At 67.5% G+C, this 25,974-nt stretch carries 23 protein-coding genes; 12 read left to right on the top strand and 11 right to left on the bottom strand.

The window, feature by feature from the left end:
- Positions 1-126: 126 nt before the first annotated feature.
- From KGR00_RS02460 to KGR00_RS02445, 4 genes are all read left to right on the top strand, one after another.
- Positions 127-1,176 (top strand): aromatic ring-hydroxylating dioxygenase subunit alpha, encoded by a 1,050-nt coding sequence (locus KGR00_RS02460; RefSeq protein WP_129139007.1) that lies wholly within the window; start codon positions 127-129, stop codon positions 1,174-1,176.
- 96 nt (positions 1,177-1,272) lie between these two features.
- Positions 1,273-2,241, top strand: a complete 969-nt coding sequence (locus tag KGR00_RS02455; protein ID WP_129139006.1) for a PDR/VanB family oxidoreductase — start codon at positions 1,273-1,275, stop codon at positions 2,239-2,241.
- 78 nt (positions 2,242-2,319) lie between these two features.
- Positions 2,320-3,345, top strand: a complete 1,026-nt coding sequence (locus KGR00_RS02450; RefSeq protein ID WP_129139005.1) for a TRAP transporter substrate-binding protein — start codon at positions 2,320-2,322, stop codon at positions 3,343-3,345.
- 160 nt (positions 3,346-3,505) lie between these two features.
- Positions 3,506-3,754, top strand: coding sequence for a hypothetical protein (locus KGR00_RS02445; RefSeq protein WP_129139004.1), 249 nt, complete (start codon positions 3,506-3,508; stop codon positions 3,752-3,754).
- An 18-nt stretch (positions 3,755-3,772) separates the two neighbouring features.
- Here KGR00_RS02445 and pcaQ read toward each other — a convergent pair whose 3' ends face one another.
- The 3 genes from pcaQ to mdlC form a co-directional block, all read right to left on the bottom strand.
- Positions 3,773-4,705, bottom strand: a complete 933-nt coding sequence (gene pcaQ / locus KGR00_RS02440) for a pca operon transcription factor PcaQ (protein ID WP_224417792.1) — start codon at positions 4,703-4,705, stop codon at positions 3,773-3,775.
- 261 nt (positions 4,706-4,966) lie between these two features.
- Positions 4,967-6,016: a TRAP transporter substrate-binding protein gene (locus KGR00_RS02435; protein ID WP_224417793.1), complete on the bottom strand. Its 1,050-nt coding sequence runs from the start codon at positions 6,014-6,016 to the stop codon at positions 4,967-4,969.
- Between the two features lie 73 nt (positions 6,017-6,089).
- Positions 6,090-7,676: a benzoylformate decarboxylase gene (gene mdlC, locus KGR00_RS02430; protein WP_224417794.1), complete on the bottom strand. Its 1,587-nt coding sequence runs from the start codon at positions 7,674-7,676 to the stop codon at positions 6,090-6,092.
- Positions 7,677-7,775: 99 nt separating this feature from the next.
- On the opposite strand from mdlC, the gene KGR00_RS02425 reads away from it, so the two are divergent.
- On the top strand, positions 7,776-8,690 hold the full coding sequence (locus KGR00_RS02425; RefSeq protein ID WP_129139000.1) for a LysR family transcriptional regulator: 915 nt from the start codon (positions 7,776-7,778) through the stop codon (positions 8,688-8,690).
- An 84-nt stretch (positions 8,691-8,774) separates the two neighbouring features.
- Here the strand turns inward: KGR00_RS02425 and KGR00_RS02420 are convergent, their stop codons facing one another.
- From KGR00_RS02420 to KGR00_RS02385, 8 genes are all read right to left on the bottom strand, one after another.
- Entirely contained in the window at positions 8,775-10,067 is a 1,293-nt protein-coding gene (locus tag KGR00_RS02420) for a TRAP transporter large permease (protein WP_129138999.1), read from the bottom strand.
- Positions 10,064-10,582 carry a TRAP transporter small permease subunit gene (locus KGR00_RS02415; RefSeq protein ID WP_129138998.1) on the bottom strand — a complete coding sequence of 173 codons (519 nt, stop codon included), beginning with the start codon at positions 10,580-10,582 and terminating at the stop codon, positions 10,064-10,066. The genes KGR00_RS02420 and KGR00_RS02415 overlap by 4 nt, the downstream gene beginning before the upstream one ends.
- 14 nt (positions 10,583-10,596) lie before the next feature.
- Complete coding sequence (locus tag KGR00_RS02410) at positions 10,597-11,625, bottom strand: TRAP transporter substrate-binding protein (RefSeq protein WP_224417795.1); 1,029 nt, start codon at positions 11,623-11,625, stop codon at positions 10,597-10,599.
- 287 nt (positions 11,626-11,912) lie between these two features.
- Complete coding sequence (locus KGR00_RS02405; protein ID WP_224417796.1) at positions 11,913-13,094, bottom strand: alpha/beta fold hydrolase; 1,182 nt, start codon at positions 13,092-13,094, stop codon at positions 11,913-11,915.
- 167 nt (positions 13,095-13,261) lie between these two features.
- Positions 13,262-14,467 carry a 3-oxoadipyl-CoA thiolase gene (pcaF, locus tag KGR00_RS02400; protein WP_224417797.1) on the bottom strand — a complete coding sequence of 402 codons (1,206 nt, stop codon included), beginning with the start codon at positions 14,465-14,467 and terminating at the stop codon, positions 13,262-13,264.
- Positions 14,468-14,481: 14 nt separating this feature from the next.
- Positions 14,482-15,255: a CoA-transferase subunit beta gene (locus KGR00_RS02395; protein WP_224417798.1), complete on the bottom strand. Its 774-nt coding sequence runs from the start codon at positions 15,253-15,255 to the stop codon at positions 14,482-14,484.
- Positions 15,255-16,073: a CoA transferase subunit A gene (locus tag KGR00_RS02390; protein WP_224417799.1), complete on the bottom strand. Its 819-nt coding sequence runs from the start codon at positions 16,071-16,073 to the stop codon at positions 15,255-15,257. The genes KGR00_RS02395 and KGR00_RS02390 overlap by 1 nt, the downstream gene beginning before the upstream one ends.
- A 163-nt stretch (positions 16,074-16,236) precedes the next feature.
- Positions 16,237-17,574, bottom strand: a complete 1,338-nt coding sequence (locus KGR00_RS02385; RefSeq protein ID WP_224417800.1) for an adenylosuccinate lyase family protein — start codon at positions 17,572-17,574, stop codon at positions 16,237-16,239.
- A 129-nt stretch (positions 17,575-17,703) separates the two neighbouring features.
- Here KGR00_RS02385 and KGR00_RS02380 point away from each other — a divergent pair, with 129 nt between their 5' ends.
- From KGR00_RS02380 to KGR00_RS02350, 7 genes are all read left to right on the top strand, one after another.
- The gene (locus KGR00_RS02380) at positions 17,704-18,495 is read left to right on the top strand and encodes an IclR family transcriptional regulator C-terminal domain-containing protein (RefSeq protein ID WP_224417801.1); all 792 of its coding nucleotides are present in this window, start codon (positions 17,704-17,706) and stop codon (positions 18,493-18,495) included.
- Between the two features lie 86 nt (positions 18,496-18,581).
- On the top strand, positions 18,582-19,370 hold the full coding sequence (locus KGR00_RS02375) for an IclR family transcriptional regulator (RefSeq protein WP_224417802.1): 789 nt from the start codon (positions 18,582-18,584) through the stop codon (positions 19,368-19,370).
- Positions 19,371-19,395: 25 nt separating this feature from the next.
- Positions 19,396-20,346: an AEC family transporter gene (locus KGR00_RS02370; protein ID WP_224417803.1), complete on the top strand. Its 951-nt coding sequence runs from the start codon at positions 19,396-19,398 to the stop codon at positions 20,344-20,346.
- A 137-nt stretch (positions 20,347-20,483) separates the two neighbouring features.
- Complete coding sequence (locus KGR00_RS02365) at positions 20,484-21,533, top strand: Gfo/Idh/MocA family oxidoreductase (protein WP_224417804.1); 1,050 nt, start codon at positions 20,484-20,486, stop codon at positions 21,531-21,533.
- A 3-nt stretch (positions 21,534-21,536) separates the two neighbouring features.
- The gene (locus KGR00_RS02360; protein WP_224417805.1) at positions 21,537-23,237 is read left to right on the top strand and encodes an FAD-dependent oxidoreductase; all 1,701 of its coding nucleotides are present in this window, start codon (positions 21,537-21,539) and stop codon (positions 23,235-23,237) included.
- Positions 23,238-23,287: 50 nt separating this feature from the next.
- Complete coding sequence (locus KGR00_RS02355) at positions 23,288-24,109, top strand: sugar phosphate isomerase/epimerase (RefSeq protein WP_224417806.1); 822 nt, start codon at positions 23,288-23,290, stop codon at positions 24,107-24,109.
- 452 nt (positions 24,110-24,561) lie between these two features.
- Positions 24,562-25,776, top strand: a complete 1,215-nt coding sequence (locus KGR00_RS02350) for a DcaP family trimeric outer membrane transporter (RefSeq protein ID WP_224417807.1) — start codon at positions 24,562-24,564, stop codon at positions 25,774-25,776.
- Positions 25,777-25,974 lie beyond the last annotated feature (198 nt).

The following is a 25,974-nucleotide window of genomic DNA, read 5'->3' as shown; positions in this document are numbered from 1 at the left end:
CCGTTCTTTCGCCATTTTGGATCCAACTAAAGCATATATTGACCACCAAAGCCGTCCAGCGCTTAACTTTGGATCCATAACAGTCATAACGACACAAAAGATCCTGACCGCCCCGAGGAGACCGACATGTTCCCCAAGAACACCTGGTATGTCGCCTGCACCCCCGACGAGATCGACGCCAAGCCGCTGGGACGCACCATCTGCAACGAGCCGATCGTGTTCTTCCGCGGCGAGCAAGGCAAGGTGGCCGCCGTCGAGGACTTCTGCCCGCACCGCGGCGCCCCGCTGTCGCTGGGCTTCGTGCGCGATGGCCAGCTCGTCTGCGGCTACCATGGCCTGGAAATGGGCTGCGACGGCAAGTGCTCGAGCATGCCCGGCCAGCGCGTGCGCGGCTTCCCCAGCATTCGCGCCTATCCCGTCGTCGAGCGCTACGGCTTCATCTGGGTGTGGACCGGCGACGCCGAACTGGCCGACCCGGCCGACATCCCCGTGCTGCACTGGGCCGAGAGCGACGAATGGGCCTATGGCGGCGGCCTCTACCACGTGGGTTGCGACTACCGCCTGATGATCGACAACCTCATGGACCTGACCCACGAGACCTACGTCCACGCCTCGAGCATCGGCCAGCCCGAGATCGAGGAAGCCGCCCCGGAAACCACGGTCGACGGTACCGAGGTCATCACCAGCCGGCACATGGAAAACATCTCCGCCCCGCCGTTCTGGCAGGCGGCCCTGCGCGGCAACAACCTGGCCGACGACGTGCCCGTCGACCGCTGGCAGATCTGTCGCTTCACGCCACCCAGCCACGTGATGATCGAGGTTGGCGTCGCCCACGCCGGCAGGGGCGGCTACGACGCCCCCGCCGAGTACAAGGCCTCGAGCATCGTGGTCGACTTCATCACCCCGGAGACCGACACCTCGATCTGGTACTTCTGGGGCATGGCGCGCAACTTCAATCCCGGCGACCAGGCACTGACCGACCGCATCCGCGAAGGCCAGGGCCAGATCTTCGCCGAAGATCTGGAGATGCTCGAAGCCCAGCAGCGCAACCTGCTGGCCTACCCCGAGCGGCGTCTGCTCAAGCTCAACATCGACGGTGGCGGCGTTCAGGCCCGACGCATCATCGATCGCCTCCTCGACGCCGAGCGCCAGGCCAGCGCCGACATCGCCAGCTGACACACCACGCTCATCGCCCCCGTGCCGGCCGGTTGGCGCCGGTACGGCGTGGCGGTGACAACCATTCGCCGGTCACCACCGGCACGAGGTAACCGCATGTCCCAGGATACGCTTTCCCTGTTCGTCAGGGTCGTCCGCAAACGTTCCGAGGCCGAGGACATCGTCAGCTTCGAACTCGCCGACCCGCACGGTCGCCCCCTGCCGGCCTCCAGCGCCGGCGCCCATATCGACGTCCGCGTCCGGGATGGGGTCATTCGCCAGTACTCGCTGTGCAACCATCCCGAGGCACCCGACCGCTACCTGATCGCCGTGCTGCGCGAACCCGAGTCGCGTGGCGGCTCCCTCGCCATGCACGACGAGATCCAGGAAGGCGATCTGCTGCAGATCAGCGCGCCCAAGAATCACTTCCCCCTGAAACCGGCAGGGCGCTACCTGCTGCTGGCCGGCGGCATCGGCATCACGCCGATCCTCAGCATGGCCGACCACCTGGCCAGCACCCAGGCCGACTTCGCCCTGCACTACGCGACCCGCTCCCCGGCCCGCATGGCCTTTCGCGAGCGTCTCGAGACCGCCGCCTACGCGGACCGCGTCCACAGTCACTTCGACGACGGCGACGAGGCGCAGCGCTTCGATCTCGACGCGCTGCTCGATGCCGCGGACACCGAGACCCACGTCTATATCTGCGGCCCGGCGGGCTTCATCGATCATGTACTGTCGACCTGCAAGGCGCGCGGCTGGTCGGACGACCGCCTGCATCGGGAATACTTCTCCGGCGCCGCGGTGGATACCAGCGACGACACCGGCTTCGACATCAAGATCGCCAGCACCGGCGCCGTCTTCTCGGTGCCCGATGACAAGACGGTCCACAAGGTGCTCGAGGAGAACGGCATCGAGGTGATGGTCTCCTGCGAGGAAGGCGTCTGCGGCACCTGCCTGACACGGGTGCTCGAGGGCATTCCCGACCATCGCGACCTGTATCTCGACGACGACGAGCACGCCGCCAACGATCAGTTCACGCCTTGCTGCTCCCGTGCCAAGAGCAAGATGCTGGTTCTCGATTTGTGAACCACCGGCAGAAGACGCCCTCGGCGTCGTGACATCGGCACCCTCAACGTCCTGACAATACCGACAAAAGAGCCAACCATGACGACAAGAACGCTAGCCACCGGACTCGCGATGGGACTGACACTGAGCCTGCTGACGCCCGTCGCCGAGGCCGCCACGACATTGCGCATCGCCCACGTCTGGCCGGGCGGATCGCTGATCGACAAGGCCCTCTTCCAGGCCTGGGCCGAGAGCGTCGAGGAGGCCTCCGACGGACGCCTCGACGTGCAGGTCTTTCCGGGACAGACCCTCGCCAAATCCGATCGTACCTACCAGAGCACGGTCAACGGCGTCACCGATATCGGCTCGACCGCCCAGGGTTACACGCCCGGCCGCTTCCCGCTGACCCAGATCGTCGAACTGCCGGGGGTCTCGCACAGCAGCCGCCAGGGCTCCTGCATCCTGCAGTCACTCTACGACCAGGGCGCCTTCGAGGGCGAGTACGACGACACCCACGTGCTGTTCCTGTTCACCACCGGGCCGGGCTACCTACACACCAAGGATCAGTTGATCGAAAAACCCCAGGACCTGGCCGGCCTGCGCATTCGCCGACCGACCCCGGTCGTCGGCGACATGTTGACCCGCCTCGGCGCTCAGGCCGTCGGCATGCCGGCGCCGGACGTCTACACCTCGATGCAGCGTGGTGTCATCGATGGACTCAGCTTCAACTGGGAAGGCATGAAGACCTTCCGGCTCAACGACCTGGCCTCCTACCACACCGAAGTGCCGCTCTACGATCTGTCGCTGGTCGCCACCATGAGCCGGTCCTCCTATGACGCGCTGCCCGACGACCTCAAGCAGGTCATCGACGCGCACAGCGGCATGGCGTGGTCGATGAAGGCCGCCGCCGTTTACGACCGGCTGATCGCCGAGGGGCGCCAGGACGCGGTGGACGCGGGACACCATTTCCTGACCATCGACGATCCCCTGCAGAATGCCGACTGGGGGCCCGTCCTGCAGGACACCATCGACCGCTATCTGCAGGACGTCGGCAGCGAGTCCGACTCGGTCGAATCGATCTATGAGGAGGCGAAGCGCCTGGGACAGGAAAGCTGCCCGGCGTGAGCCGGTACCGCCCACGGCTCGCGCCCTGCGTTCGGGGTGCGAGCCGGCTTCCCATCGATGGATGCCGCCGCGGCTTCACACGCCAGTGGTCGGCGTTGCCGACGGCGGATCATGCTGCTAGACCTATCGCTATCGGCATGACGACAGCGGGAGGCACCCCATGGAACATCACGAGAAGACCCTCATGGCCTTCGATGACTTCGGTCGCGAGTACATGATCGACGTGTTCACCAGCAACAAGGAACTCAACGAGATGGCTCAGGGCGGCGCCATCCAGGGCGGCCTGCCCACCTTCCGGACCCTCGAGGGCCACACCGCCACCTACCTCGGCGGCGGCGAGTTCTCGGTGCGGGTCCCCGGCGAAGGGGAAGCGGTCACGGTGAGAACGGACGATCCCGACTACGCCTGAACGCCCGGCGGCGCAACCTCACTGCGTGGCGGCGTCGCGGCGCTCGGCCGCGACCTCGCGCAGGCTCTCGCAGAAGGCCTCCAGCGCCAGCGAGGGCTGAAGAGACGCATTGGTGCACAGACCCACCGAGCCGCCCTGCTCCTCCAGGGCAATATCCAGCACGGCGAGCCGCCCGGCCTCGACGTCCCCGGCCACCGCCTCGCGGGGCGCGGCGACCCACAAGGCGTCGCCGTCCAGCACGTAGTGACGGCTGATCGCCAACGACAGGGTTTCCACCACACGCCCGGGCACGTCAAGGCCGTGACGCACGCAGAAGCTGTCGACCTGCTGACGCAGCGTGGTCTGGGGCAGCGGCAATACCCAGGGAAACTCGCTCAGCCGCGCCGGCGCCGGGGCGACGAGCCCCGCCAGGGGGTGGTCGTGGCGCACGGCGAATACCAGTGATTCGTAGTAGAGGTGCTCGAAGGTCAAGTCGCGGATCTCCCGCGCCGCCGTCATGCGCCCCACCACCAGGTCGAGCTCCCCGGCACGCAACCGCGACAGCAGATAGGCGCTGGGGCCACCGACGACCCGCACGCCGATATCCGCATGGCGGGCATGCAGACGCTCGATGGCCCTGGGCAGGAAACGGCTCTCGACGGTGGACAACGCGCCGACGCGCACCCGCCGCTCGCGCCCCAGGCCGTTGCCGATCGCGGTGACACCCTCTTCCAGCGCACGCAGTGCCGGGCCGGCGTGGCGCAGCAGGGTCAGCCCGGCCTGGTTGAGCGACACGCCCTGCGGGGTCCGCTCGAACAGCGGCGCACCGAGATTGTCCTCGAGTTCGCGAATCGCCTTGGAGAGCGCCGGCTGGGTGATCGCCAGCCCCTCCGCGGCGCGCACGAAACTGCGCCGCTTGGCCAGTTCGAGAAAGGCCTGCAGGTGACGCAGCTTGATACGCGGGTTGAGCATGATCCGACGATGATCCCCGAGACGACGAGCCCCCGACTGTAACCCAGGTATGACGCCGGGTCAGCGGCCCGGTCCATCGGATCGAGGAGAGACGCGGGCCGGCTGTAGTGTCGTCCGTGCGGATTCGCCGGGCTCGGCGATCACCCTATCGCCGCCGAAGCACGCGTGGCCCCTGGGCGCGCCTCCCTTGCCGGGCATGGGGGGCCAGCCTCTTCCCGACCGCCAGCTTCCGCGCTCCCGGGTGGTCGATGAGGGGCCCCATCACGAAGCCTCGTCACGCGACACCGCACACCGGTCGCGCAGATCGAGTGCCTCATGATAGATGCCCTCGGCCTGGTCGAGACCCCGTTCGGCGAGACGCTCGAGATAGCGCCGGGTACCCGCCTCGAGTGGCCCGGACCAGTCGGGGTCGGCGAGCGGATCGGCAACTTCATGAATGACGTCGCCCTGCTCGAGCGCCTGCTCGCGCCCGGCCTTGTCGAGTTCGGCGAACACCCCGCCGGCCTTGAGCGACCAGGCCATGCCGCTGTTGTCATCGATCACTGTCTTCAGATCGTCGGGCAGCCGCTGGTAGGCGCGCTGGTTCATGGTCGCGACGAGCGCCCCCGAATAGTACGGGATCTGCAGGTGATACTTGGTCAACTCATTGATACGAAAGACCTTCATCGCCTCGAAGGGAAAGCTCAGGCCATCGATCACCCCGCGCTGCATGGCGCTGTAGATATCCGGTGCCGGCATTCCCACCGGCTGAGCGCCCATGCGCTCGAGCATCTCGCCGGCGACCTCACTGGGACGCCGGATGCGCAGTCCCTGGAGATCCGTCGGGGTCTCGATCTCGGTGTCGCGGGTATGCAGATAGGCTGGTCCGGTGGTGAACAGGAACAGCACGTGGGTATCGTCATACTCCTGGTCGATCCTGCCCTCGTCGTAGAGCGATTGCAGGATGCAGGAGCCCTGCACGGCGCTGCTCGAGACACCTGGCAACTGCACGATCTCGGTGAGCGGAAAGCGTCCGGCGGTATAGCCCTGCAGCGTGATGGCGATATCGGCGATGCCATTGACCGCACTGTCGTAGGCCTGGTTGGCCGGCGTCAGCGTCTGGGAGGGGTAGTTCTGCACCTCCAGCCGACCGTCGGACTCCCGCTCGATGGCATCGGCCCAGGCCTCGAAGACCTGCTGGTTGACCGCCGAACCGGCCGGCCATATGTGTCCCATGCGCAGTGTCGTTGCGGCATCGGCGCCGGAAGACACCAGTAGCGTCAGCGCCAGCAGAAGACAGGTCGCGAGACCCCGTGAGATGGCGTGATTCATGGCTACCTCGTGTTGTGCTGTTGTGGGTAGAGATATCGCCGGCCTCTTCGGCTCGGCTCGAGCGCAGCGCGATTCAGGGCTCGATGGTGGTGGTGGGCACCTCGATCAGGGTGGGCGTATCGGCCGTCAGTGCGTCGCGCAGCGCATCCTCGAACTCCTCGCGGCGTGACGTGAAGCGCGCCTCGACACCATAGCCCCGTGCCAGCGAACAGAAGTCCAGGCCCGGCACGTCGAGGCCCGGCACCTCGCCCGCATCGAACTGCCGGGTGAACCAGCGCAGCGCACCGTAGGTGTCGTTGCGCAGGATCACGAAGACCACCGGGATGCGATACTGCGCTGCCGTCCACAGGGCAGTGATCGCGTAGTTCGCCGAGCCGTCGCCGATCACGCCGATCACCCGGCGCTCGGGACTGGCGAGTTGCACGCCCACCGCCGCCGGCATGCCGAACCCCAGACCGCCAGCAGCCGGAAAGAAATAACTGCCGGGATGGCGCATCTCGACGCGCTCCCAGAACGCCGTGACCGTCGAGGTCGACTCCTTGACGTAGATGGCATCTTCCGGGGCCAGGGCGTCGAGCACGTCGAAGACGGTTTCCGGAGCCAGCCGGTCGGCCGGGTCCTCCACCGCTGCCGGACGCGGCCTTGGCTCGGGTTGCGGACGGTCGACGGCGGTCAGCCGCGTCAGCAATCCTTCCAGGGTGGCGTGAATATCGCCGACCCAGGCGTCGCCCATGGGCGCCCGGGCGGCCTCCTGGGGGTCGCTGGTCAGTTGCACCAGAGTGGCGCCCTCGGGCAGGTAGCGGCCCGGGTCGTACTGGTGATAGCGAAACACCGGGGTCCCGATGGCGACGATCAGATCGTTCCCCTCGAGACACCGCGCCAGGCCGGCGACCGCCGCCGGCAGCACGCCTCGGAAGCTGGCGTGGCGGGTCGGGAACGGACAGCGCGATGCCGAGGGCGCTACCCAGACCGGCACGGCCAGGCGCTCGGCCAGGTCCGCGACCAGGGCATTGGCCGCCACGGCGTCGACCTCGGGGCCCAGCACCAGTACCGGGTTGCGCGCGTCCTGGAGTCGCTGGGCCAGAGCGTCGAGCTGGGCCGCCGACGGCGTTCCGGCATCGCTGACCGTGCGCGAAAGCAACGCCTCGGCATCCTCGTCGGCCGGCTTGTCCCAGTCATCGTGGGGGATCGACACATACACCGGCCCGCGGGCCGGCAGTCCGGCGATGTGGATCGCCTGACTGAGCGCCCGTGGCACATCCGCCGGGCAGGCGGGTTCGTAGCTCCACTTGACCAGCGGCCTGGGCAACTGGGGCGCATCGACGTTGGCCAGCATCGCCTCGACACCGAGCATCTCGCGCGCCTGCTGACCGGCGGTGACGACCAGCGGGGTGTGGGAATACCAGGCATTGGTCAGCGCGCCCATGGCATTTCCCGAGCCCGCCGCCGCGTGCAGGTTGACCAGCGCCGGGCGGCCGCTGGCCTGGGCATAGCCATCGGCCATGCCCACGACCACTCCTTCGTGCAGGCCGAGCACGTAGCGGAAGTCCTCGGGAAAGTCCTTGAGGAATGGCAGCTCGTTGGAACCGGGATTGCCGAAGACGGTGGTCAACCCCCGACGTCTGAGGAGCTGGTAGGTGATGGCGTGAACGCTGGGCATGAGGGCTCCGGCCAATGAGGACATGGTCCCACGCTAGCCGCCGCGATAGAATCGATCAAATCGATAGTTTTTCTATAAAAAATAGACAGCCTTTATTTTATGGCACAGACCGATCTCAATCTGATACGCACCTTCGTCGTTCTTTACGAGGCCCGCAGCGTCACCGCCGCCGCCGAGCGGTTGCACGTCACCCAGCCGTCGGTGAGCTACGCGCTGGGGCGTCTGCGCGAATTGTTCGACGACAAGCTGTTCGTACGCCGCCGTGAGGGCATGGCGCCGACCTTCGTGGCCGAGCAGCTCTATCGTCAGTTCCGCGACCCGCTGGCGTGCATCGACGGTGCGGTGGAAAGCAGCCGCGACTTCAATCCCGCGAGCAGCGAACGTCGCTACCGGCTGGCACTGACGGATCTCGGCGAAATGACCCTGCTGCCCCCTATCCTCGCCCGCCTTCAGGCCCTGGCCCCGCAAGTCGAACTGGAAGTGGTGCCGCTGGAGATCGAGCGGGTCGGCGACTGGCTGGTCAGCGGTACCGTCAATGCCGCCATCTGCAGTCGGCCGCTCCATGCCCCGGCGATCGCCCGACGCGCGCTCCTTCGCGAGCGCTACGTGGCGTTGATGGCCCGCGAGCACCCCACGATCGGCGCGCACATGAGCCTCGACCAGTTTCTCGCGGCCCGTCACGCCGTGGTAACGCCCTCCTCGGGGCACGGCCTGGCAGCCGAGGTGCTGCGCGAACGGGGCATCCTGCGCAAGATCAGCCTCGAGGTGCCGCACTTCTCGATCCTTCCACGACTGTTGATCGAGAGCGACCTGGTGGCGATCGTGCCGGGTCAGATCGCCCGTCGCTTCGCCGTCGAGCTGCCCTTGAAGATCGTCGAACTGCCGTTCACGGTGCCCGAGTTCGATGTCGCCCTGCACTGGTACGAGCCAGCCACCCGGGCCCCCGCGCAGCGCTGGTTCCATGACTCGGTCGTCGCCGCAATCGACGACGCTCTCGACCACACACCGTCCTGAACACCCTCTCGCGCCGCCCGCTCGGGCAACAAAAAAGCCGCCGCGGCACGGGGCACACGGCGGCAATCTCTGGGAGTCGGAGGGTCAGACGGTCAACAGATAGGTGGACAGCACCGGGAACAGGATCAGCAGCGTCAGGCGCACGAAGTCGGAGAGAATGAACGGCGCCACTCCGCGGAAGATCTCGCCCAGCCCCACGTGGGGCGCCATCGCCTTGATGACGAAGACGTTCATGCCCACCGGCGGGGTGATCAGGCCGAGCTCGACGGTGAGCACGGTGACCACGCCGAACCACACCGGATCGATGCCCAGCGCCTGGACGATCGGGAAGACCACCGGCACGGTGATCACCAGCATGGCGATCGAGTCCATGAACATCCCCAGCACGAAGTAGAGCAGCAGGATGCACAGCAGGACCGCCATCGGCGACAGTGACAGGCCGTAGATGAAGTCGCTGATCGAGAACGAGATGCGCGACACCGAGATGAAATAGCCCAGGGTGTCGGCCCCCACCAGCATGAAGAACACCACCGTCGACAGCGCCAGGGTCTCCTGCGTGGCGACCCACAGCTCCCTGCCGCGCAGCCCCTTGACCAGGGCATAGAGCAGCGTGGCGAAGGCACCGACGCTGGCCCCCTCGGTGGGTGTGAACAGGCCGAAGTAGATCCCCAGGATGATCACCAGGAACACCGCGAAGAACGGCAGCAGGCCGCCTAGCGAGGCGATCTTCTCGCGCCACGAGGTCGGCTCGCCGGGCACCGCCAGCGAGGGCTTGAGGTGGACCACCACGGTGACCGTCAGGGCGTAGAACAGCAGGCCCATCAGGCCGGGCACGAAGCCGGCGATGAACATGTCGCCCACCGACTGCTCGGTGAGGATGGCGTAGATCAACAGCGCGATGCTCGGCGGGATCATGATCCCCAGGGTGCCGCCGGCGGCGAGCGCCCCGGTGGCCAGGCCGCGATTGTAGCCCAGGCGCTCCATCTCCGGCAGGGCGACACGGGTCATGGTGCTGGCGGTGGCCAGCGACGAGCCGGAGATCGCCGAGAACATCCCGCACGAGCCCACCGCGGCGATCGCCAGACCGCCCTTCCAGCCACCGCACAAGGTTCGCGTGGAATCGAACAGCTTGCCGGCCATGCCGGAATGCGCGGCCAGTACCCCCATCAGGATGAACATGGGCACCGCACTGAAGCTGTAGTTCGACAGCACCTCCACGGGCACCGACTTGACCATCGAGATCGCCGCGCTCCAGGAGATCACCTGGGAGAAACCGCCGACGCCGACGAACAGCATGCACAGCGCCACCGGCACGCGCAGCACCATCATCACCAGCAGCAGACCCAGGCCGACGGCACCGATCATTTCACTACTCATTCGACGGCCTCCACGCGATGGGCGAACACCGCGCCGAGCACGGCGTGCAGCAGGCAGCGCACGCTGAGCAGGGCACACAGCCCGGCGGCGAAGAAATAGATGGGCGCCATGGGCAGGCGCAGGTCCTGGGTGGTCTCGCCATAGTCGGCGGCACTCGCCCCGGAGTCCCACAGCCCCCAGCAGAGGATCGCCCCCAGCACGACGAATCCCAGCAGATAGACGCCGGCGATACGCGCCTTGAGGGTGTCGCTCAGGCCATGACTGAAGGCCTCGACCACCACCTGGGCCTTTTCGACGTTGGCGGCCATGGCCGCCAGGATCGCGAACAGCATCAGATAGCTGACCAGTTCGACGCTACCCACCACGCTCAGCGACAGGGCGCCGTCGCTGAGGCGGTAGAGGTAACGCAGGGCCACATCGACCACCGTCACCCCGAGCATGGCCAGCAGGGCCACGCCGGCGATGACGCGGCCGATGATCTCCAGCCAGCGGCTGATTCGTAGCAAGACTTGCATTCAGTCTCTCCGACTCACTGGGCGCAGGACTGACTGGCGTCCAGCGCCGCCTGATAGACGTCGCGCGCCTGATCCAGGCCCCGCGCTTCGAGTTCGCTCAGATAGTTGTCGATCCCGTTGCGCAGCGGCTGCTGCCAGTCGGGGTCGTCCAGCGGATGATCGACGACACGGATGGTGTCACCGGCCTGCTCGGCCTGCTGCTTGCCGGCCCGGTCCTGGGCGGCGAACACGGCGCCGGCCTTCTCGGCCCACTGCATGCCGGAGTTGTCGTCGATGACCTGCTTCTGCTCGGGGCTGAGCCGGTCATAGGCCTGCTGGTTCATCGTCGCGACGAAGATCAGCGTGTAGAACGGCACCTGGGTGTGGTAGTGGAGCTGCTCACCCAACTGGAAGCTATTGATGCCCTCCCAGGGGAAGCTCAGACCGTCGATCACGCCACGCTGCAGCGAGGTGTAGATGTCCGGCGCCGGCATGCCCACCGGCTGCGCGCCCATGTTCTTGAGAATCTCGCCGGCCACCGCCGTCGGGCGACGGATACGCAACCCCTCGAGATCGCTCGGCTTCTGCACGTCGGTATCCTTGGTATGGATATAGCCCGGCCCGGTGGTGAACAGGAACAGCACGTGCGAGTTGTCGTACTCGCTGGCGATCTTGCCGTCGTCGTAGAGGGTCTGCAGCACACAGGCGCCCTGCGGCGCGGACTCCGCCACGCCCGGCAGCTCGACGATCTGACTCAACGGGAAACGGCCGTTGGTATAGCCCTGGGCGGTGATGCCGATGTCGGCGATACCGTTGACCGCGGCGTCGTAGGTTTCATCGGCCTGACTCAGTGTCTGTGACGGAAAGTTCTGGATCTTGATCTCGCCGTTGGACTGCTCCTCGACGCGCTTGGCCCACTGCTCGAAGATCTGCTGGTTGATGGCCGAGGCGCCCGGCCAGAAATGCGACAGACGCAGCGTGGTCGACGCCTGGGCCGTGGTGGCACCCGCGGTCAGGCCGGCGACGGAAAGCGCGAGAAGGCAGCGTGCAAAGGTACGATTCATGATGGGTCCCTTCCAATTGGCGATGAGCCTGATCGAGGCGCTCGGATTGGCGCTTATCGTTGTCGGAGGCGGCCGTTTTGTCTATTAGACGAACGTTAGTTCGTCTGACGAACTCACGACCCTGCCGCGTATTCTGGCACGCCCGTGGGCCATGAAAGCAGCGAAACCGCATATAAACTTGTCAATTTGCAAGATCGGCGACCGACATTGGTCGTAGGCCGACCGCTCGACGACGAACGCCCGGGCCACGCGGACCCGGCCCGGGCGCTTCGTCGCACCGACACGCGCTATCGGGCGTCGCCCCACCCCAGCGTCTTGGCCAATGCAAAGGCATGGTTGGCCGCCGGCACTCCGGCGTAGATCGCCACGTGCATCAGCACCTGACGCAGCTCGGCCTCGCTCAGGCCGATACGGCGGGCGGTCTTGAGATGCAACTCCAGCTCCTCACGGCCCAGCGCGGCGAGGATGCCGGTGGTGATCATGCTGCGCTCGCGACGCGTCAGGTCGTCGTTGCTCCACAGCTCGCCCCAGGCCAGGCGGGTGATCATCCGCTGGAAGGGCGCGTCGAGAGAGGTGGCGTTGTCGGTGGAACGCGCGACATGCGCCTCGCCGAGCACCTGCTTGCGCGTCTCGAGCCCGGTGGCGTAGTCCACGCCGTGCGCACCGACATCGCCCAGATCCACCGCCAACGCCTCGAGCAGCGCCGCCGCGAAGCGCTCGGGGACCTCGATCGAGGGCACATGACCGACCCCGTCGAGGATCGTCAGCGGCGCGCCGTCGCACTCCCCGGCAAGCGTCTCGAGGGTGGCCGGCGGGGTCGCCGCGTCCTCGCTGCCGCCGTAGAGGTGAACCGTCACCCCCTTGCCGCTCAACCGGCCGGTGAAGGTATCGCGTCCCAGCATCTCGCAGAGTCGCGCGTAGGACTCGTCGTCGCCGCGGCCCATCGACACGCACCAGCCGTCCTTCAGCGCCGGGTCGGCCTCGACCCGCGCCGGCGCGAACCAGCGCGGCACGATCTCGCCGGCCATCGCCGCCAGGCCTTCCTCGCGCACGCGCCGGGCCCGGGTGTTCCACAGCTCGGCATTGCCGATCACCGCGCCGGTGTTGGTCAGGGACGCGGACAGCAGTCGCTCGCCGTGGGCGGCGATCAGTTGCTGGCCGATCACCCCGCCGATCGAGGTGCCGACGACGTGAAAGCGCTCGGCCCCGGCGTGGTCGGCCAGCGCCAGCGCCTCCCGGGCCAGCTCGGCCGGGGTGATGTCGCCGCCGTCCGCCGGCCAGGCCTGGCTGGCGCCGTGCCCGGGCAGGTCCCAGGTCAGCACCCGGTAGCGCGGCAGCAGCCGCGCCAGGATGTCGTCCCACACCGCCTGGCTCATGCCCAGCGGATGCGCCAGCAGCACCAGCGGATTGGCCTCGGCGCCCAGCAGGCGATAGGCGACGCTGCGGCCGTTGATGGTCAGAAAAGCCATTCATATTCTCCCATGGCAAGGCGCCGAGACGAGGCTCGGCGCCCGATTCGACTGAGACGGAAGAGCGCGGCTTCGCCGCTCGAGACGCAGGCCCGGTGCTTGGCACCGGAAAAAGGAACACCTCGATGTTCCTCTGTCTTCTTCTCTCTTCCCTCTTTTCTCGTGCGTCAGACCCGCTCGATCACCGTGGCAATACCCTGCCCCACGCCGATGCACATGGTGCACAGCGCGAAGCGCTTGTGGCTGCGCGCCAGTTCATAGGCCGCCGAGCTGACGATACGCGCGCCGGACATGCCCAGCGGGTGGCCCAGGGCGATGGCACCGCCGTTGGGGTTGAGCCGGGGGTCGTCGTCGGCCACACCCAGTCCGCGCGCACACGCCAGCACCTGGGCGGCGAAGGCCTCGTTGAGCTCGAGCACGTCCATCTGGTCGATGCTCATGCCCAGCTTGTCGAGCAGCTTGCGCGTCGCCGGCACCGGACCGACGCCCATGATCCGCGGCTCGACGCCGGCGGTGGCCATGCCGTGGATGCGCGCCACCGGCTCCAGGTCGAAGCGCTCCAGCGCCGCCTCGCTGGCGACGAACATCGCCGCCGCGCCGTCGTTGACCCCGGAGGCGTTGCCGGCGGTGACGGTGCCGTTCTCGCGGAACGGGGTGGGCAGCTTGGCGAGCTTCTCGAGGGTGGTCTCGGGACGCGGGTGCTCGTCGCGATCGAAGATCAGCGGCGCCTGCTTGCGACGCGGAATCTCGATCGGCACGATCCCCTCGCCGAGCCGGCCGGCCTCCTGGGCCGCCTGGGTCAGCTGCTGCGAACGATAGGCGTAACGGTCCTGATCCTCGCGCGAGATATTGAACTGTTCGGCGACGTTCTCGGCGGTCTCGGGCATCGAGTGGGTACCGTAGCGCTTCTCCATCAGCGGGTTGACGAAGCGCCAGCCGATGGTGGTGTCCTCCATCTGCTGACCGCGCGAGAACGGCGTCTCGGCCTTGCCGATCACGTAGGGCGCCCGCGACATCGATTCGACGCCGCCGGTCAGGATCAGGTCGGCCTCGCCGGCGCGGATCGCCCGCGCCGCGGTGCCGATGGCGTCCATGCTCGAACCGCACAGGCGGTTGACGGTCGAACCGGGCACCGAGGTCGGCAATCCGGCGAGCAGCGCCGCCATGCGGGCCACGCTACGGTTGTCCTCGCCGGCCTGGTTGGCGCAGCCCATGATCACGTCGTCGATCGCCGCGGGATCGACCCCGGGATGCTGCGCCAGCACCGCCTCGAACAGCCGCGCCGCCAGGTCATCGGGGCGCACGCTGGCCAGGGTGCCGCCAAAGCGGCCCACCGGGGAACGCAGCGGCCGGCACAGATAGACATCGTTCATGCGTTCTCTCCCCTTCACTCGCCGGAATGATGGCGTTCGGTCCGCGCCTTGAGTTCGCGCAGCACCTCGAGTTCCTTGTCGCTGGGCTCGGCCGTGGTCTCGAGCCGCTCGGCGAAACGGATCTCCCAGCCGGTGGCGTCCTGGACCTGCTCGGTGGTGACGCCCGGATGCAGCGACACCACCACCAGCTCCTTGGTCTCGGGGTCGGGTTTCATCACGCACAGGTCGGTGATCACCCGCGTCGGGCCCTTGCCGATGTGGGGCACGCCGTCGCGGGCGGTACCATCGCGGCCGAAGCCCAGGGTGGTGACGAAATCGACGCCATCGACGAAGGTGCGCTTGGAGTGCTTGACGGTGATGAACACCTCGCCGGCATTGGTGGCGATCTCGGGCGCCCCGCCGCCGCCCGGCAGGCGCACCTTGGGCTCGCGGTAGTCGCCGATCAGGGTGGTGTTGAGGTTGCAGTAGCGATCGATCTGCGCCGTGCCCAGAAAGCCCACGTCGACCTTCCCGCCCTGCAGCCAGTAGCGGAACATCTCGGGGACCGAGACGGTGGTCAAGGCGGTCTCGCACAGCTCGCCATCACCGATCGACAGCGGCAGTACCTCGGGCTTGGTCTGCAGCGTGCCGGACTCGTAGATCAGCACCACGTCGGGGGCGTGGGTCAGGCGTGCCAGGTTGGCGGCCTCGCTGGGCAGGCCGATCCCCACGAAGCAGGTGGTGCCGTTCTCCAGCGCCCGCGCCGCGGTAACGGTCATCATTTCCGCAGAGGTGTATTCGAGAGTCATCAGGACGCTCCTCCGGCGTTGTAGACGTTTTCCTCGAGCCAGGCGTTGAAGCTGTCGCGGTCACGGGCGATGGCGTCCCACTCCTTGTAGAAGCGATTGTGGCGCGGGTAGTAGCCGTGCGCATAGGACGGGTAGGCGCCCTGCTCGGCCACGGCAATGGCATCGATCGCCCAGCCGGGGATCACGCAGGCGTTGGGCGTGGCCTCGAGGTCGTCGACGATCTCTTCGACGGTGACGATGCTGCGCCTGGCCGCCAATACCGCCTCCTTCTGCACGCCGATGATCCCCTCGATGAGCACGTTGCCCTTGCGGTCGGCCTTCTGGGCGTGGATCACGCCGACATCGGGCCGGATCGACGGCACCGCGGCAAGCCGCTCGCCGCTGAACGGGCACTCGATGAACTTGATCTGGTCGTTGACCTTGGGCAGATCGCTGCCGATGTAGCCGCGCAGTACCGCCAGGGGCAGGCCGGCGGCACCGGCCTCGTAGGCGCAGGCCATGGCGGCGTGACTGTGTTCGAGGATCTCGACCGGGTGCGGCCAGCCCTTCTCGACGGCGTCGCGCAAGCGGTGCAGCGAGCCCACGCCGGGGTTGCCGCCCCACGAGAAGATCACCTTCCGGGCACAGCCGGCACCGATCAACTGGTCGTAGATCAGATCCGGCGTCATGCGCACCAGCGTCAGGTCGCGCTTGCCCTGGCGGATGATCTCGTGACCGGCGGCGAAGGGGATCAGGTGGGTAAAGCCTTCCATGGCAACGGTGGCGCCGTCATCGACGTAGCGCGCCACCGCGTCATGCAGGGTGAGGACTTCGGCCATGGTGTGGTCTCTCTCAACACGAATTGTTCGCTAAGTGAACATGGGTTTGTGATACGAACAAAGTAATCGCGAAGTCATCGATCGTCAAACCGCACGGCGCGCCACGACGGGCCCCTGGTGGCGGCGTGAGAACCCCGTGATCCCCTGCGCAAACAGTCACTTGTCAGCCGCCGAGCCGCTCCAGGACGCGTTCGACCAGTTGCCGGCTACTACCAATGTATGATTCCGGATGCACCGCCCGGCGCAACGCCTCGGCGTCGATGCCGCTGCCCGCCACCCGCTCGTGCGCCAGCAGCGCCTCGGCATAGGTCACGCCATCGCGACGCGCGGTTTCCGAGGCCTCGCGGGCGACACGCCGGGCATCGTCGCTGTCCAGCACGCTCTGCAGGAAGCGCGCGGCCGGCTCGGCCATGATCGCCCCGCCGGTGACCGCCAGGTTGCGTGCCATGGCCTCGGGGTGGACCTCGAGCCCGCCGAGCAGCTGGCGCAGGGTCTCCAGTGCCCCCTCGAGCAGCAGCACCGCGTCGAGTAGCGGCGCCCATTCGGCGTGCCATTCGCCCAAGCCACGCTCGAGCGGCTGCGCACCGGCGTTGGCCAGCACGTTCAGCGCGGCATGGATCTGGCGCGCCGCGGCACGAATGCGGGCGCAGCCCACCGGATTGCGCTTGTGGGGCATCGACGACGATTCACCGACGCCCGCCTCGGCGGGTTCGGCGAGTTCGCCGATCTCGGTCTGGGTCAGCAGGGCGACATCCAGCGCCACCTTCTCGGCGGCCACCGCCACGGCGTCGAGGGCACAACCCAGGGCATGGATCGGCTGACGCTCGGTGTGCCAGGGCAGCCACGGCTCGGCCAGGCCCAGGCGGCGGGCCATGCCGCTCATGATCGTCACGCCGGCGTCGTCGAGCCCGGAGTGCACGCCCACGGCGCCGCCGAACTGCACGTAGAGCCCCGCGTCGATCACCGCATCCAGGCGTTCGCCGGCCTGGTGCAGCCCCCACAGCCACTGGCCGACCTTGGCGCCGAAGGTGATCGGCAGCGCCTGCTGCATCAGCGTGCGTCCGACCATGGGCGTCTCGCGATGCGCGATCATCAGCCCCCGCCCGCCGTCGATGGCCTCCCCCAGAAGGTGTCGGCAGCGTGTCAACCGCGGCTTGATCAACAGCATCAATGCGCTGTCGACGATGTCCTGGCTGGTTGCCCCACGGTGGAAATACGGCTTCAATGCATCGGGTAGGGCCGCCTTAGCCTGCTTGACGAAGGGGATCGCGGCATTGCCGCCCTTGGCGGTGTCGAGCGCCAGGGCCTCGGTGTCGAAGGCCTCGAGCGGCAGGTGCCGGCCCAGCGCCTCGGCAGTCCCGTCGGGCAGCAGGCCCAGGTGCTCCTGCTCGGCGGCCAGGGCCAGCTCCACGTCGCGCATCGCCGCGACGAGGTCCCGGGCCCGGCAGTGCTCGCGACCGCTGACGCTCGTGAAGGGGTGGCGTAACAACTGCTCGTACATGGATTTTCTCCGTCGGCTCCTACCACCAATGGCGCATTGGCGGACACATGTTCGCAATTCGAACTCTATGCTAGAGTCAGCCCGATGACCGAGCAATACAACGATCAGAGACACGATGGCGCCAAACCGATGACCACACCGACCAAGGACGAACGCCTCAGCCCGGACGATCGCGATTTCGTGACCGCGCTGGCCAGCGGCCTGGACGTCATACTCGCCTTCGATCATGCCAATCCGCGCATGACGCTCAGCGAGGTCGCCGCCAAGACCGGCATGAACCGCGCCCGGGCCCGGCGCTTTTTGCTGACGCTCAACGCCCTGGGCTACGTGCGCAAGCAGCACCGGCATTTCGAACTGGCGCCCAAGACGCTGCAGCTCGGTTACGCCTTTCTCTCGGCCAACAACTATCGCACGGTGATCCAGCAGCACCTCGAGGACATCACCCAGGAGACCGGCGAATCGTCGTCGCTGGGCGTGCTCGACGGCAGCGACGTGATCTACGTCGGACGCTCGGCGGCACCGCACCGGCTGATGGCGATCACCCTGGCGATCGGTACCCGCCTGCCGGCGGTGTCGACCTCGATGGGGCGCGTGCTGCTTGCCCAACTGGACGACGACGAACGCGACGCCCTGCTCGAGACGGTGACGCTGGAGCGGCACACCGAGCGGACCATCACCGACAAGGCCGAGCTTCGCGACTGTCTGCGCCGGGTCCGCGAGCAGGGCTACTGCATCGTCGATCAGGAACTGGACTCCGGCCTGCGCTCGCTTGCCGTGCCCGCCTTCGACGCCCACGGCAAGCTGCTCGGCGCAATCAACGTCAGCACCAATGCGGCGCGCATCGACCTGGCCACGCTGACCGAGAATTTCCTGCCGCTGCTGCGCGAGAAGGCCCGGCAGATCGCCGGCCAGGTCAGCTGACGCCGCGCCGGCCGCCGACGTCGCGGGTCGTGTCCAGAGAGTCGGCGAGCGCAGGCCTTTTGTAGACGCTCTCTAAGGAAGGATAGATGGCAGGCAGCCTCATCGAACGCACCCTGCGCGTGCTCGAGACCCTCTCCAGCGAACCCGACGGCATTCCCCTGCAGCGCCTCGCCGAGCGCCTCGAGATTCCCAAGAGCGCCGCGCACCGCATCTGCAACGAGCTGATCCGGCTCGGCTACGCCCGTCAGGAGACCCGCACCGGCCACTACCGGCTGTCGACCCGGCTGATCGCGCTGGGCTTTCGCTACCTGGGCAGCACCGGCGCCAGCGACGTACTGCAGCCGATCCTCGACCGGCTGGCGGCCGAGACCGGCGAACTGGTGCGCCTGGGGGTGATCGAAGGCGATCGTCAGACCTGGATCGCCAAGGCCCAGGGCACCCGCACCGGGCTGCGTTACGACCCGGACATGGGCCGCGAGGCGCCGCTGCGCTACACCGCCTCGGGGCAGGCCTGGCTGGCCTGCCTGGACGATCACGCCGCCCTGGCGCTGCTCGCCCGTCAGGGCGACGCCGACCCCGATCCCGAACGCTTCGGACCCAACGCCCCGCGCAGCGATGCCGAGCTGCTCGAACGGCTGGCACGAGCACGCGAGCGTGGCTATACCTGCTGCGTCGACAGCTCGGCGCTGGGCACCTCGGCCTTCGGCGCGGTCATTCGACACCCCACCCAGGGTCATCCGATCGGCGTGATCAGTATCGCCGGCCCCAGCGTGCGGCTCACCGAGCCCCGCATGCACGAGCTCGCCCCCAAACTGCTGCAGGCCGTCGAGGAACTCTCGCAGTGCAGCCAGGCGTCTCAACTCTTCTCCGAGTGACCCGCTCGCCGACAAGGACGCCGCCGTGCTCGACATACTCGCCATCACCGCGCCGATCTTCCTGCTGATCGGGATCGGCTATCTGGCCGTGATGACCCGGCTGCTGAGCAAGGCTCAGGTCCAGGGACTGGGGGGCTTCACCCTCAACTTCGCCCTGCCTTCGCTGATCTTCCGCGCCCTGGTCGAGCACCCCCTGGATGAGGTCTTCGACCCGGTCTACCTGGGCGCCTACGCCCTGGGGTCGGCGTCGGTCTTCCTCGGCGCGCTGCTGTTCATGTCCCGGGTGCGCCGCCGGTCGCTGGGCGACAGCGGCATCATGGCGCTGGGCATGTCGGTATCCAACAGCGGCTTCATCGGCTACCCCATCGCCGCCATGGTCGTCGGCTCCACCGCCGTCATCGCCATGGCACTGAGCATGGTGGTCGAGAACCTGCTGATGATCCCCACGGCCCTGGCGCTGGCCGAAGCGGGCCGCCAGGAGGGCGCCACGTTCTTCGTCACCCTGCGCCGGACGCTGGCCCGGCTCACCCGCAACCCGCTGGTGATCGGCATCTGTGCCGGCATCCTCGTCGCCGCCACCGGCATCGAGCTGCCCGCCCCGCTGTTCAAGGCGATCGACATGCTGGCCTCGGCCTCGGCGCCCACCGCGCTGTTCGTGATCGGCGGCACCCTCTACGGGCTGCGCGTCGGTGGCCTGCTCGGCGATGTCGGCCAGATCGTCGTCGGCAAGCTGCTGCTGCATCCGCTGGCCGTCTTTCTGCTGCTGCTCTGGCTGCCCCCCACCGACCCCGCGCTGACTACCGCGGCGATCGTCACCGCCAGCGCGCCGATGCTCAGCGTCTATCCGATCCTCGGCCAGCGTTACGGCCACGGCGAGCTGTGCACGGCTTCGCTGATGCTCGCCACCCTGCTGTCGTTCGTCACCATCAGCAGTCTGTTGTGGCTGCTCGAGGCTTACCCACCGGCGTTCTCCTGATTCTGCGCTGTCGCTTCTCTCGCTCCGACACGGCACCATCGACCTCGCCCTCTACTACGAATGGCGAACACCTGTGCGCATTGCATATATCGGAACAACGTTCTAGTTTCACGGAAACGCTTACCAGGAGCTTCTCCATGCCTCTGCGCATCGCGCTGATCGGCGCCGGCGCCATGGGTCGCCAGCACCAGGCCGTCATCGCCGCCGAGCCCGACACCGAACTCTGCGCCCTGGCCGACCCCGGCGAGGCCGGCCGGGCCTTCGCGGCCGACTGCGGCGTGCCCGCCTTTGACGACCACCGCGAGCTGCTCGAGCGAGTCCGCCCCGAGGCGGTGATCATCGCCAACCCCAACCCGCACCACGTCGCCACCGCCCGGGATTGCCTGAACGCCGGCGTCCCGGCGTTGATCGAGAAGCCGGTGGGCATCGACCTGGCCGAGGTCAGCGCGCTGATCGAGGCCGCCCGGCATGCCGCCACACCGCTGCTGGTCGGCCATCACCGCCGCCACAACCCGCTGATCGGCCGAGCCCGCGAGCTGCTCGCCGACGGTGTGCTGGGCGAGATGACCAACGTCACCGCGCTCTGGCAACTGCGCAAGCCCGCCGACTACTTCGCGGCGTCCTGGCGGCGCACCCCCGGCAACGGCCTGCTGCACACCAACCTGATTCACGATCTCGACCTGCTGCGACACCTGTGCGGCGAAATCGTCGAGGTCCAGGCAATGGCCAGCGACCGTCGGCGCGGCCTGCCCTACGCGGACACCGCCGCCCTGCTGCTGCGTTTCGCCAACGGCGCCCTGGGCACGCTCAACGCCTCGGACAGCGCCAGCGCCCCCTGGAGCTGGGAACTGACCAGCGGCGAGAACCCCGTCTACCCCCACCAGGCCGACCAGCCCTGCTATCTGTTGAGTGGCACCGAAGGGGCGCTGGCCCTGCCCGGGCTCACCACCTGGCGCTACGCCGCAACGCCGCACTGGCACGCGCCGCTCGAACGCCTCGAAACGGCCGCGGCGCCCGGCGCGGCCCTGGCCCGGCAACTGCGCCACTTCATCGCCGTGGCGCGCGGCGACGCCGAGCCGCTGATCGGCGTCGAGGACGCGGGGCGCACCCTGGCACTGATCGATGCCGTGGAGCGTGCCGCCGCCAGTGGCCGGGCGACGACGCCCCACGCCCCCTGGGAGACCTGAACCATGACCTCACGCGAACGCCACTGCGATCTGGTGGTAGTGGGCTCCGGCGCCGCCGGGCTTTCGGCGGCGGTGACCGCGGCGCATCACGGCCTCGAGGTGATCGTGGTGGAGAAGGACGACGTACTGGGTGGCGCCACCGCCTGGTCCGGCGGCTGGATGTGGATCCCGCGCAACCGCTTCGCCCGCGAGGCGGGCATCGACGAGGACGTCGAGACGGTCCGCACCTATCTGCGTCACGAGCTCGGCGAGCGCTTCGACGCGACGAAGATCGACGCCTTCCTCGAGGCCGCGCCGCGCATGGTCGACTTCTATCAGGAACACACCGCACTGCGGTTCCACGACGGCAACGCCATCCCGGACATCCATGGCGATACCCCCGGTGCCGGCACCGGCGGACGTTCGGTGATCGCCGCGCCCTTCGACGCCCGGGAGCTGGGTGCGAGTCTCCACAAGATCCGCCGGACCATGCCCGAGACCGCCTTCCTGGGCATGCCGATCCAGGCCGGCCCCGATCTGATGGCGTTTCTCAGCGTGACCCGCTCGCTACGCTCGGCCGCTTACGTGGCACGACGCGTCACCCGCCATCTCTACCATCTCGCCCGCTACCGGCGCGCCATGCACTGGGTGAATGGCGTGGCGCTCATCGGGCGGCTGGTCAAATCCGCCGATGTTCTGGGTGTGGAGACCTGGACCGCCTCGCCCGCCAAGCGCCTGATCATCGACGACGGTCGCGTCCGCGGGGTGACGGTGGCCACCCCTGACGGCGCCGAAACGACCCTGCACGCCCGGCGCGGCGTGGTGCTCGCCGCCGGCGGCTTCCCCAATGACGTCGAACGACGCCGACGCTACTTCCCGCGCACCCCGACCGGCCGCGAACACCTGGCGCTACCGCCCGCATCGGCGAACGGCGACGGCACCCGCCTGGGCGAATCCGCCGGTGGTCACGTGAGTACCGGCCTGGCGTCGCCCGCCGCCTGGTGCCCGGTCTCGGCGGTGCCCTATCCGAACGGCCGCACCGGCCATTTCCCGCACATCATCGACCGCGGCAAGCCCGGCATCATCGGCGTGCTGGCCGATGGCCGGCGCTTCGTCAACGAGGCCCACGGCTATTACGACTACGTCGCTGCGCTGATCGAGGCGGTGCCGAGAGGCCAGGCGGTCGAATCCTGGCTGATCGGCGATCACCGCTTCCTGCGCCGCTACGGGATGGGCATCGTACGGCCGGCGCCGGTGCCCTACCGGCACTGGATTCGCCGCGGTTATCTCGAGCGCGGTCGCACCCTCGATCAACTGGCCACGCAATGCGGTATCGACCCGGCGGGGCTGGTCCGGACCGTCGAGGCCTATAACCGACATGCCCGCCACGGCGAGGACCCCGAGTTCAGTCGCGGATCGACCCTCTACAACCGCAAGCAGGGCGATCCGGCCCATGCCCCCAACCCCTGTGTCGCGCCGATCGAGCGTGGGCCGTTCTACGCCATCAAGGTGGTGCCGGGCAGCTTCGGCACCTTCGCCGGTCTCGAGACCGACGCCCATGCCCGGGTGCTCGACGCCGACGATCGGCCGATCCCCGGGCTCTATGCCGCCGGCACCGACATGGCCAGCATCATGGGCGGCTTCTACCCCGCGGGCGGCGTGAACCTGGGCCCGGCGATGACCTTCGGGTACATTGCCGCCCGCCACGCCGCCGACCAGGAATGAAAGAGCCTCTTGCGGCGAAGACGCCTGACTCCTCCCTGAAGGGCCCACTTATGACCGAACGCCTCTTCTCCCTCGCCGCGCTGACCGTGCTCGAGCTCTCGCCGCCCGAGATGGTCGAGGTCGCGGCCCGCGCCGGCTACGACCGGGTCGGCCTGCGCCTGATCCCCGCCACGCCCGAGGAGCATCACTTCCCGCTGGTCGCCGACCCCGGCCTGCGCCGACGAACCCGACAGCGCCTGCGCGATACCGGCATCGCGGTGCTCGACGTGGAGATCCTGCGCCTGACGCCGCAGACCGATGTCGGACGCGACTTCACCCGGGTGCTGGACGTGGGCGCCGAGCTGGGCGCCAGCGAGGTGCTCGTCGCCGGCAATGACGACGACGGGGTCCGGCTAGCCGACAATTTCGCCGCGTTGTGCGACCTGGCGTCCGGCGTCGGCCTGCACCCGCATCTCGAGTTCATGCCCTGGACCGGCGTCCGCGACCTGGACCAGGCGCGGCGTATCATCGCCGCAGTGAACCGCCCCAACGCCGGCCTGCTGGTCGACGCCTTTCACTTCGACCGTTCCGGCAGCCGCCTCGACGCACTCGGCGAGGTGCCCCGACGCTGGATGCGCTACGCCCAGCTCTGCGACGTCGCCGGTCCAAGGCCCGACACCATGGCGGCGATCATCCACGAGGCCCGTCAGGCGCGCTGCTTCCCCGGCGAGGGCGACATTGATCTCATCGGCCTGCTCGCCGTGCTGCCCGACGACGTGCCGCTGAGCCTGGAGATCCCCACCCAGGCGCTGCGCGACCGTGGCGTGAGCGCCTTGGAGCGGGCCCGCTCGGCACTGGAAAGCAGCAGACGGCTCGTGTCGACGCCGCCCTGACGGGGGCGGCAGGCCCCGCCGAACGGGATTCCATTGCCCTTCTTCCCTGTCGGACGCCGAACCGGCCCAGCTCGGGGCCACGGCGTCGCTTCTCCTCTCCCGTGACCATGAGGCGGCGCGTCTTGAAGAGCGCGAGTCTCAGGCGATTATTATCCGAAAACTAATTAATCGAATAACTTTTACTGGGTTAATTAAAACTCCTCCCCCTCCGGCTGTCGCCACCCCTGTGGCACGAACGCCGAGTCGGAGACGACCACTGCCAATCCCCGAGAACTAGTTAAAAAAATAACTATTTTTACCATTTTATTCCTATAAAACAGATACTTAATGTATGGTTATACGTTAGTTTTGTTTACTTCGTTGTATTTTGAAACGATATTCGAAGCGTCATAGCGAATGATGGTTCGCCAGGCGCACACAATCATCGTGACAACGATAAACAAGGACAAAAGATGTCAAGAACCAACAAGATATACGCCAGCCTCGTGTTTCTGCCCTGCCTGCTGACGAGTACCGCCCAGGCTTTCGATGTCGTCGAGGCAGGCCAGCCGGTCGTGACCGGGGAACCGAGTCGCGTGGGGCCTCCCTGGAATCATCGCTCGACCCTGCGCATCCCCGGCACCCAGACCGATGTCGCCTTCGGGGGCTACGTCAAGCTGGACATGACGTACGACTTCGATTACGACATGAGCGCCCCCTACGACGCGGGGACGGACCTGTTCACGCTGCTCAATCCCGCCAACGAGACCGACGGCAGAACCCACTTTTCCGCCTACGAGACCCGGCTCAACTTCCGCACGCATACGCGCACCGATCAGGGGGATGTGACGACGTATTTCGAAGGCCACTTCATGCCCGAGGGCGACTTCAACATCCGCCATGCCTATGGGCAGATGAACGGCTTTCTGGCGGGCCAGACCTGGTCGAACTTCATGAGCTTCGTGGGGGGCACCCGGACACTGGCGCTGGGCGATCCGCGCGGCTACTCGTTCGATCGCAACCCGCAGCTGCGTTACACCACCGACCTCGCCAAGGGGCGCTTTTCCGTTGCCCTCGAGGACTCGGAAACGGTGATTGCGCGGCAGGCGGACACCGAGACGAGTGACGAGAGCCATCTCCCGGACCTGACCCTGCGCTACGAGTACCAGCGCGCCTTCGCGATCTCGGCGCTGGCCAGGGAACTGTCCAGCAACGGCCAGGTCGCCGCGGTGGACGACACCACGATGGGTTACGGGGTCCAGGCTCAGGCCAGCCTGCCGCTCGGCACGGCCACCAAGCTGAACGGCAGCGTGACGTACGGCAGCGGCATCGGCAACTACATGGGCAATCCGGGCAACACCGGCCACCGCAGCACTCCCGATGTCTACCTGGACGGCGATCAGCTGGAAGCCGTCGACACGCTCGGCTTCGGCGTGTCACTCAGCCATTACTGGTCGAACGAATGGTTCAGCTCGGCCGGTTACTCGCGGCTCGAGCAGGACCTTCCCGACGACGCCATCTACGCCCGGAACTTCGACAACGCCGACTATATCTTCGTCAACACGCTCTGGGACGTGACCCATCGCACCACGGTGGGGCTGGAATACCAGTATGCCGATGTCGAGAACGTCGCCGGCGATGCCGTCGATGCCAGTCGCCTGATGGCCAGCGCCATCTTCCAATTCTAGCCCGGCGGAGGGGGTCGCAACCCGCCCCGTTCGATCGTTCCTTGGCTGGCCCTCCGGGCCAGCTTTTTCATGACCTCTTCCTGCCGCCACATCCACCGAAGCCGGGGACGTCAACGCCCTTGCGGCCATTCCCCGTGGCCCACAAGGCCGTGACCACCGGCCCTCGCCGGACCGACTCAGGCCGGGCGAGCCGCCGCG

The organism is Modicisalibacter sp. MOD 31.J (assembly GCF_020147985.1).
GTDB lineage: Bacteria > Pseudomonadota > Gammaproteobacteria > Pseudomonadales > Halomonadaceae > Modicisalibacter > Modicisalibacter coralii.
Note: the sequence above shows the minus strand (reverse complement) of the source record. Positions and strands in the feature narration are given on the sequence as shown.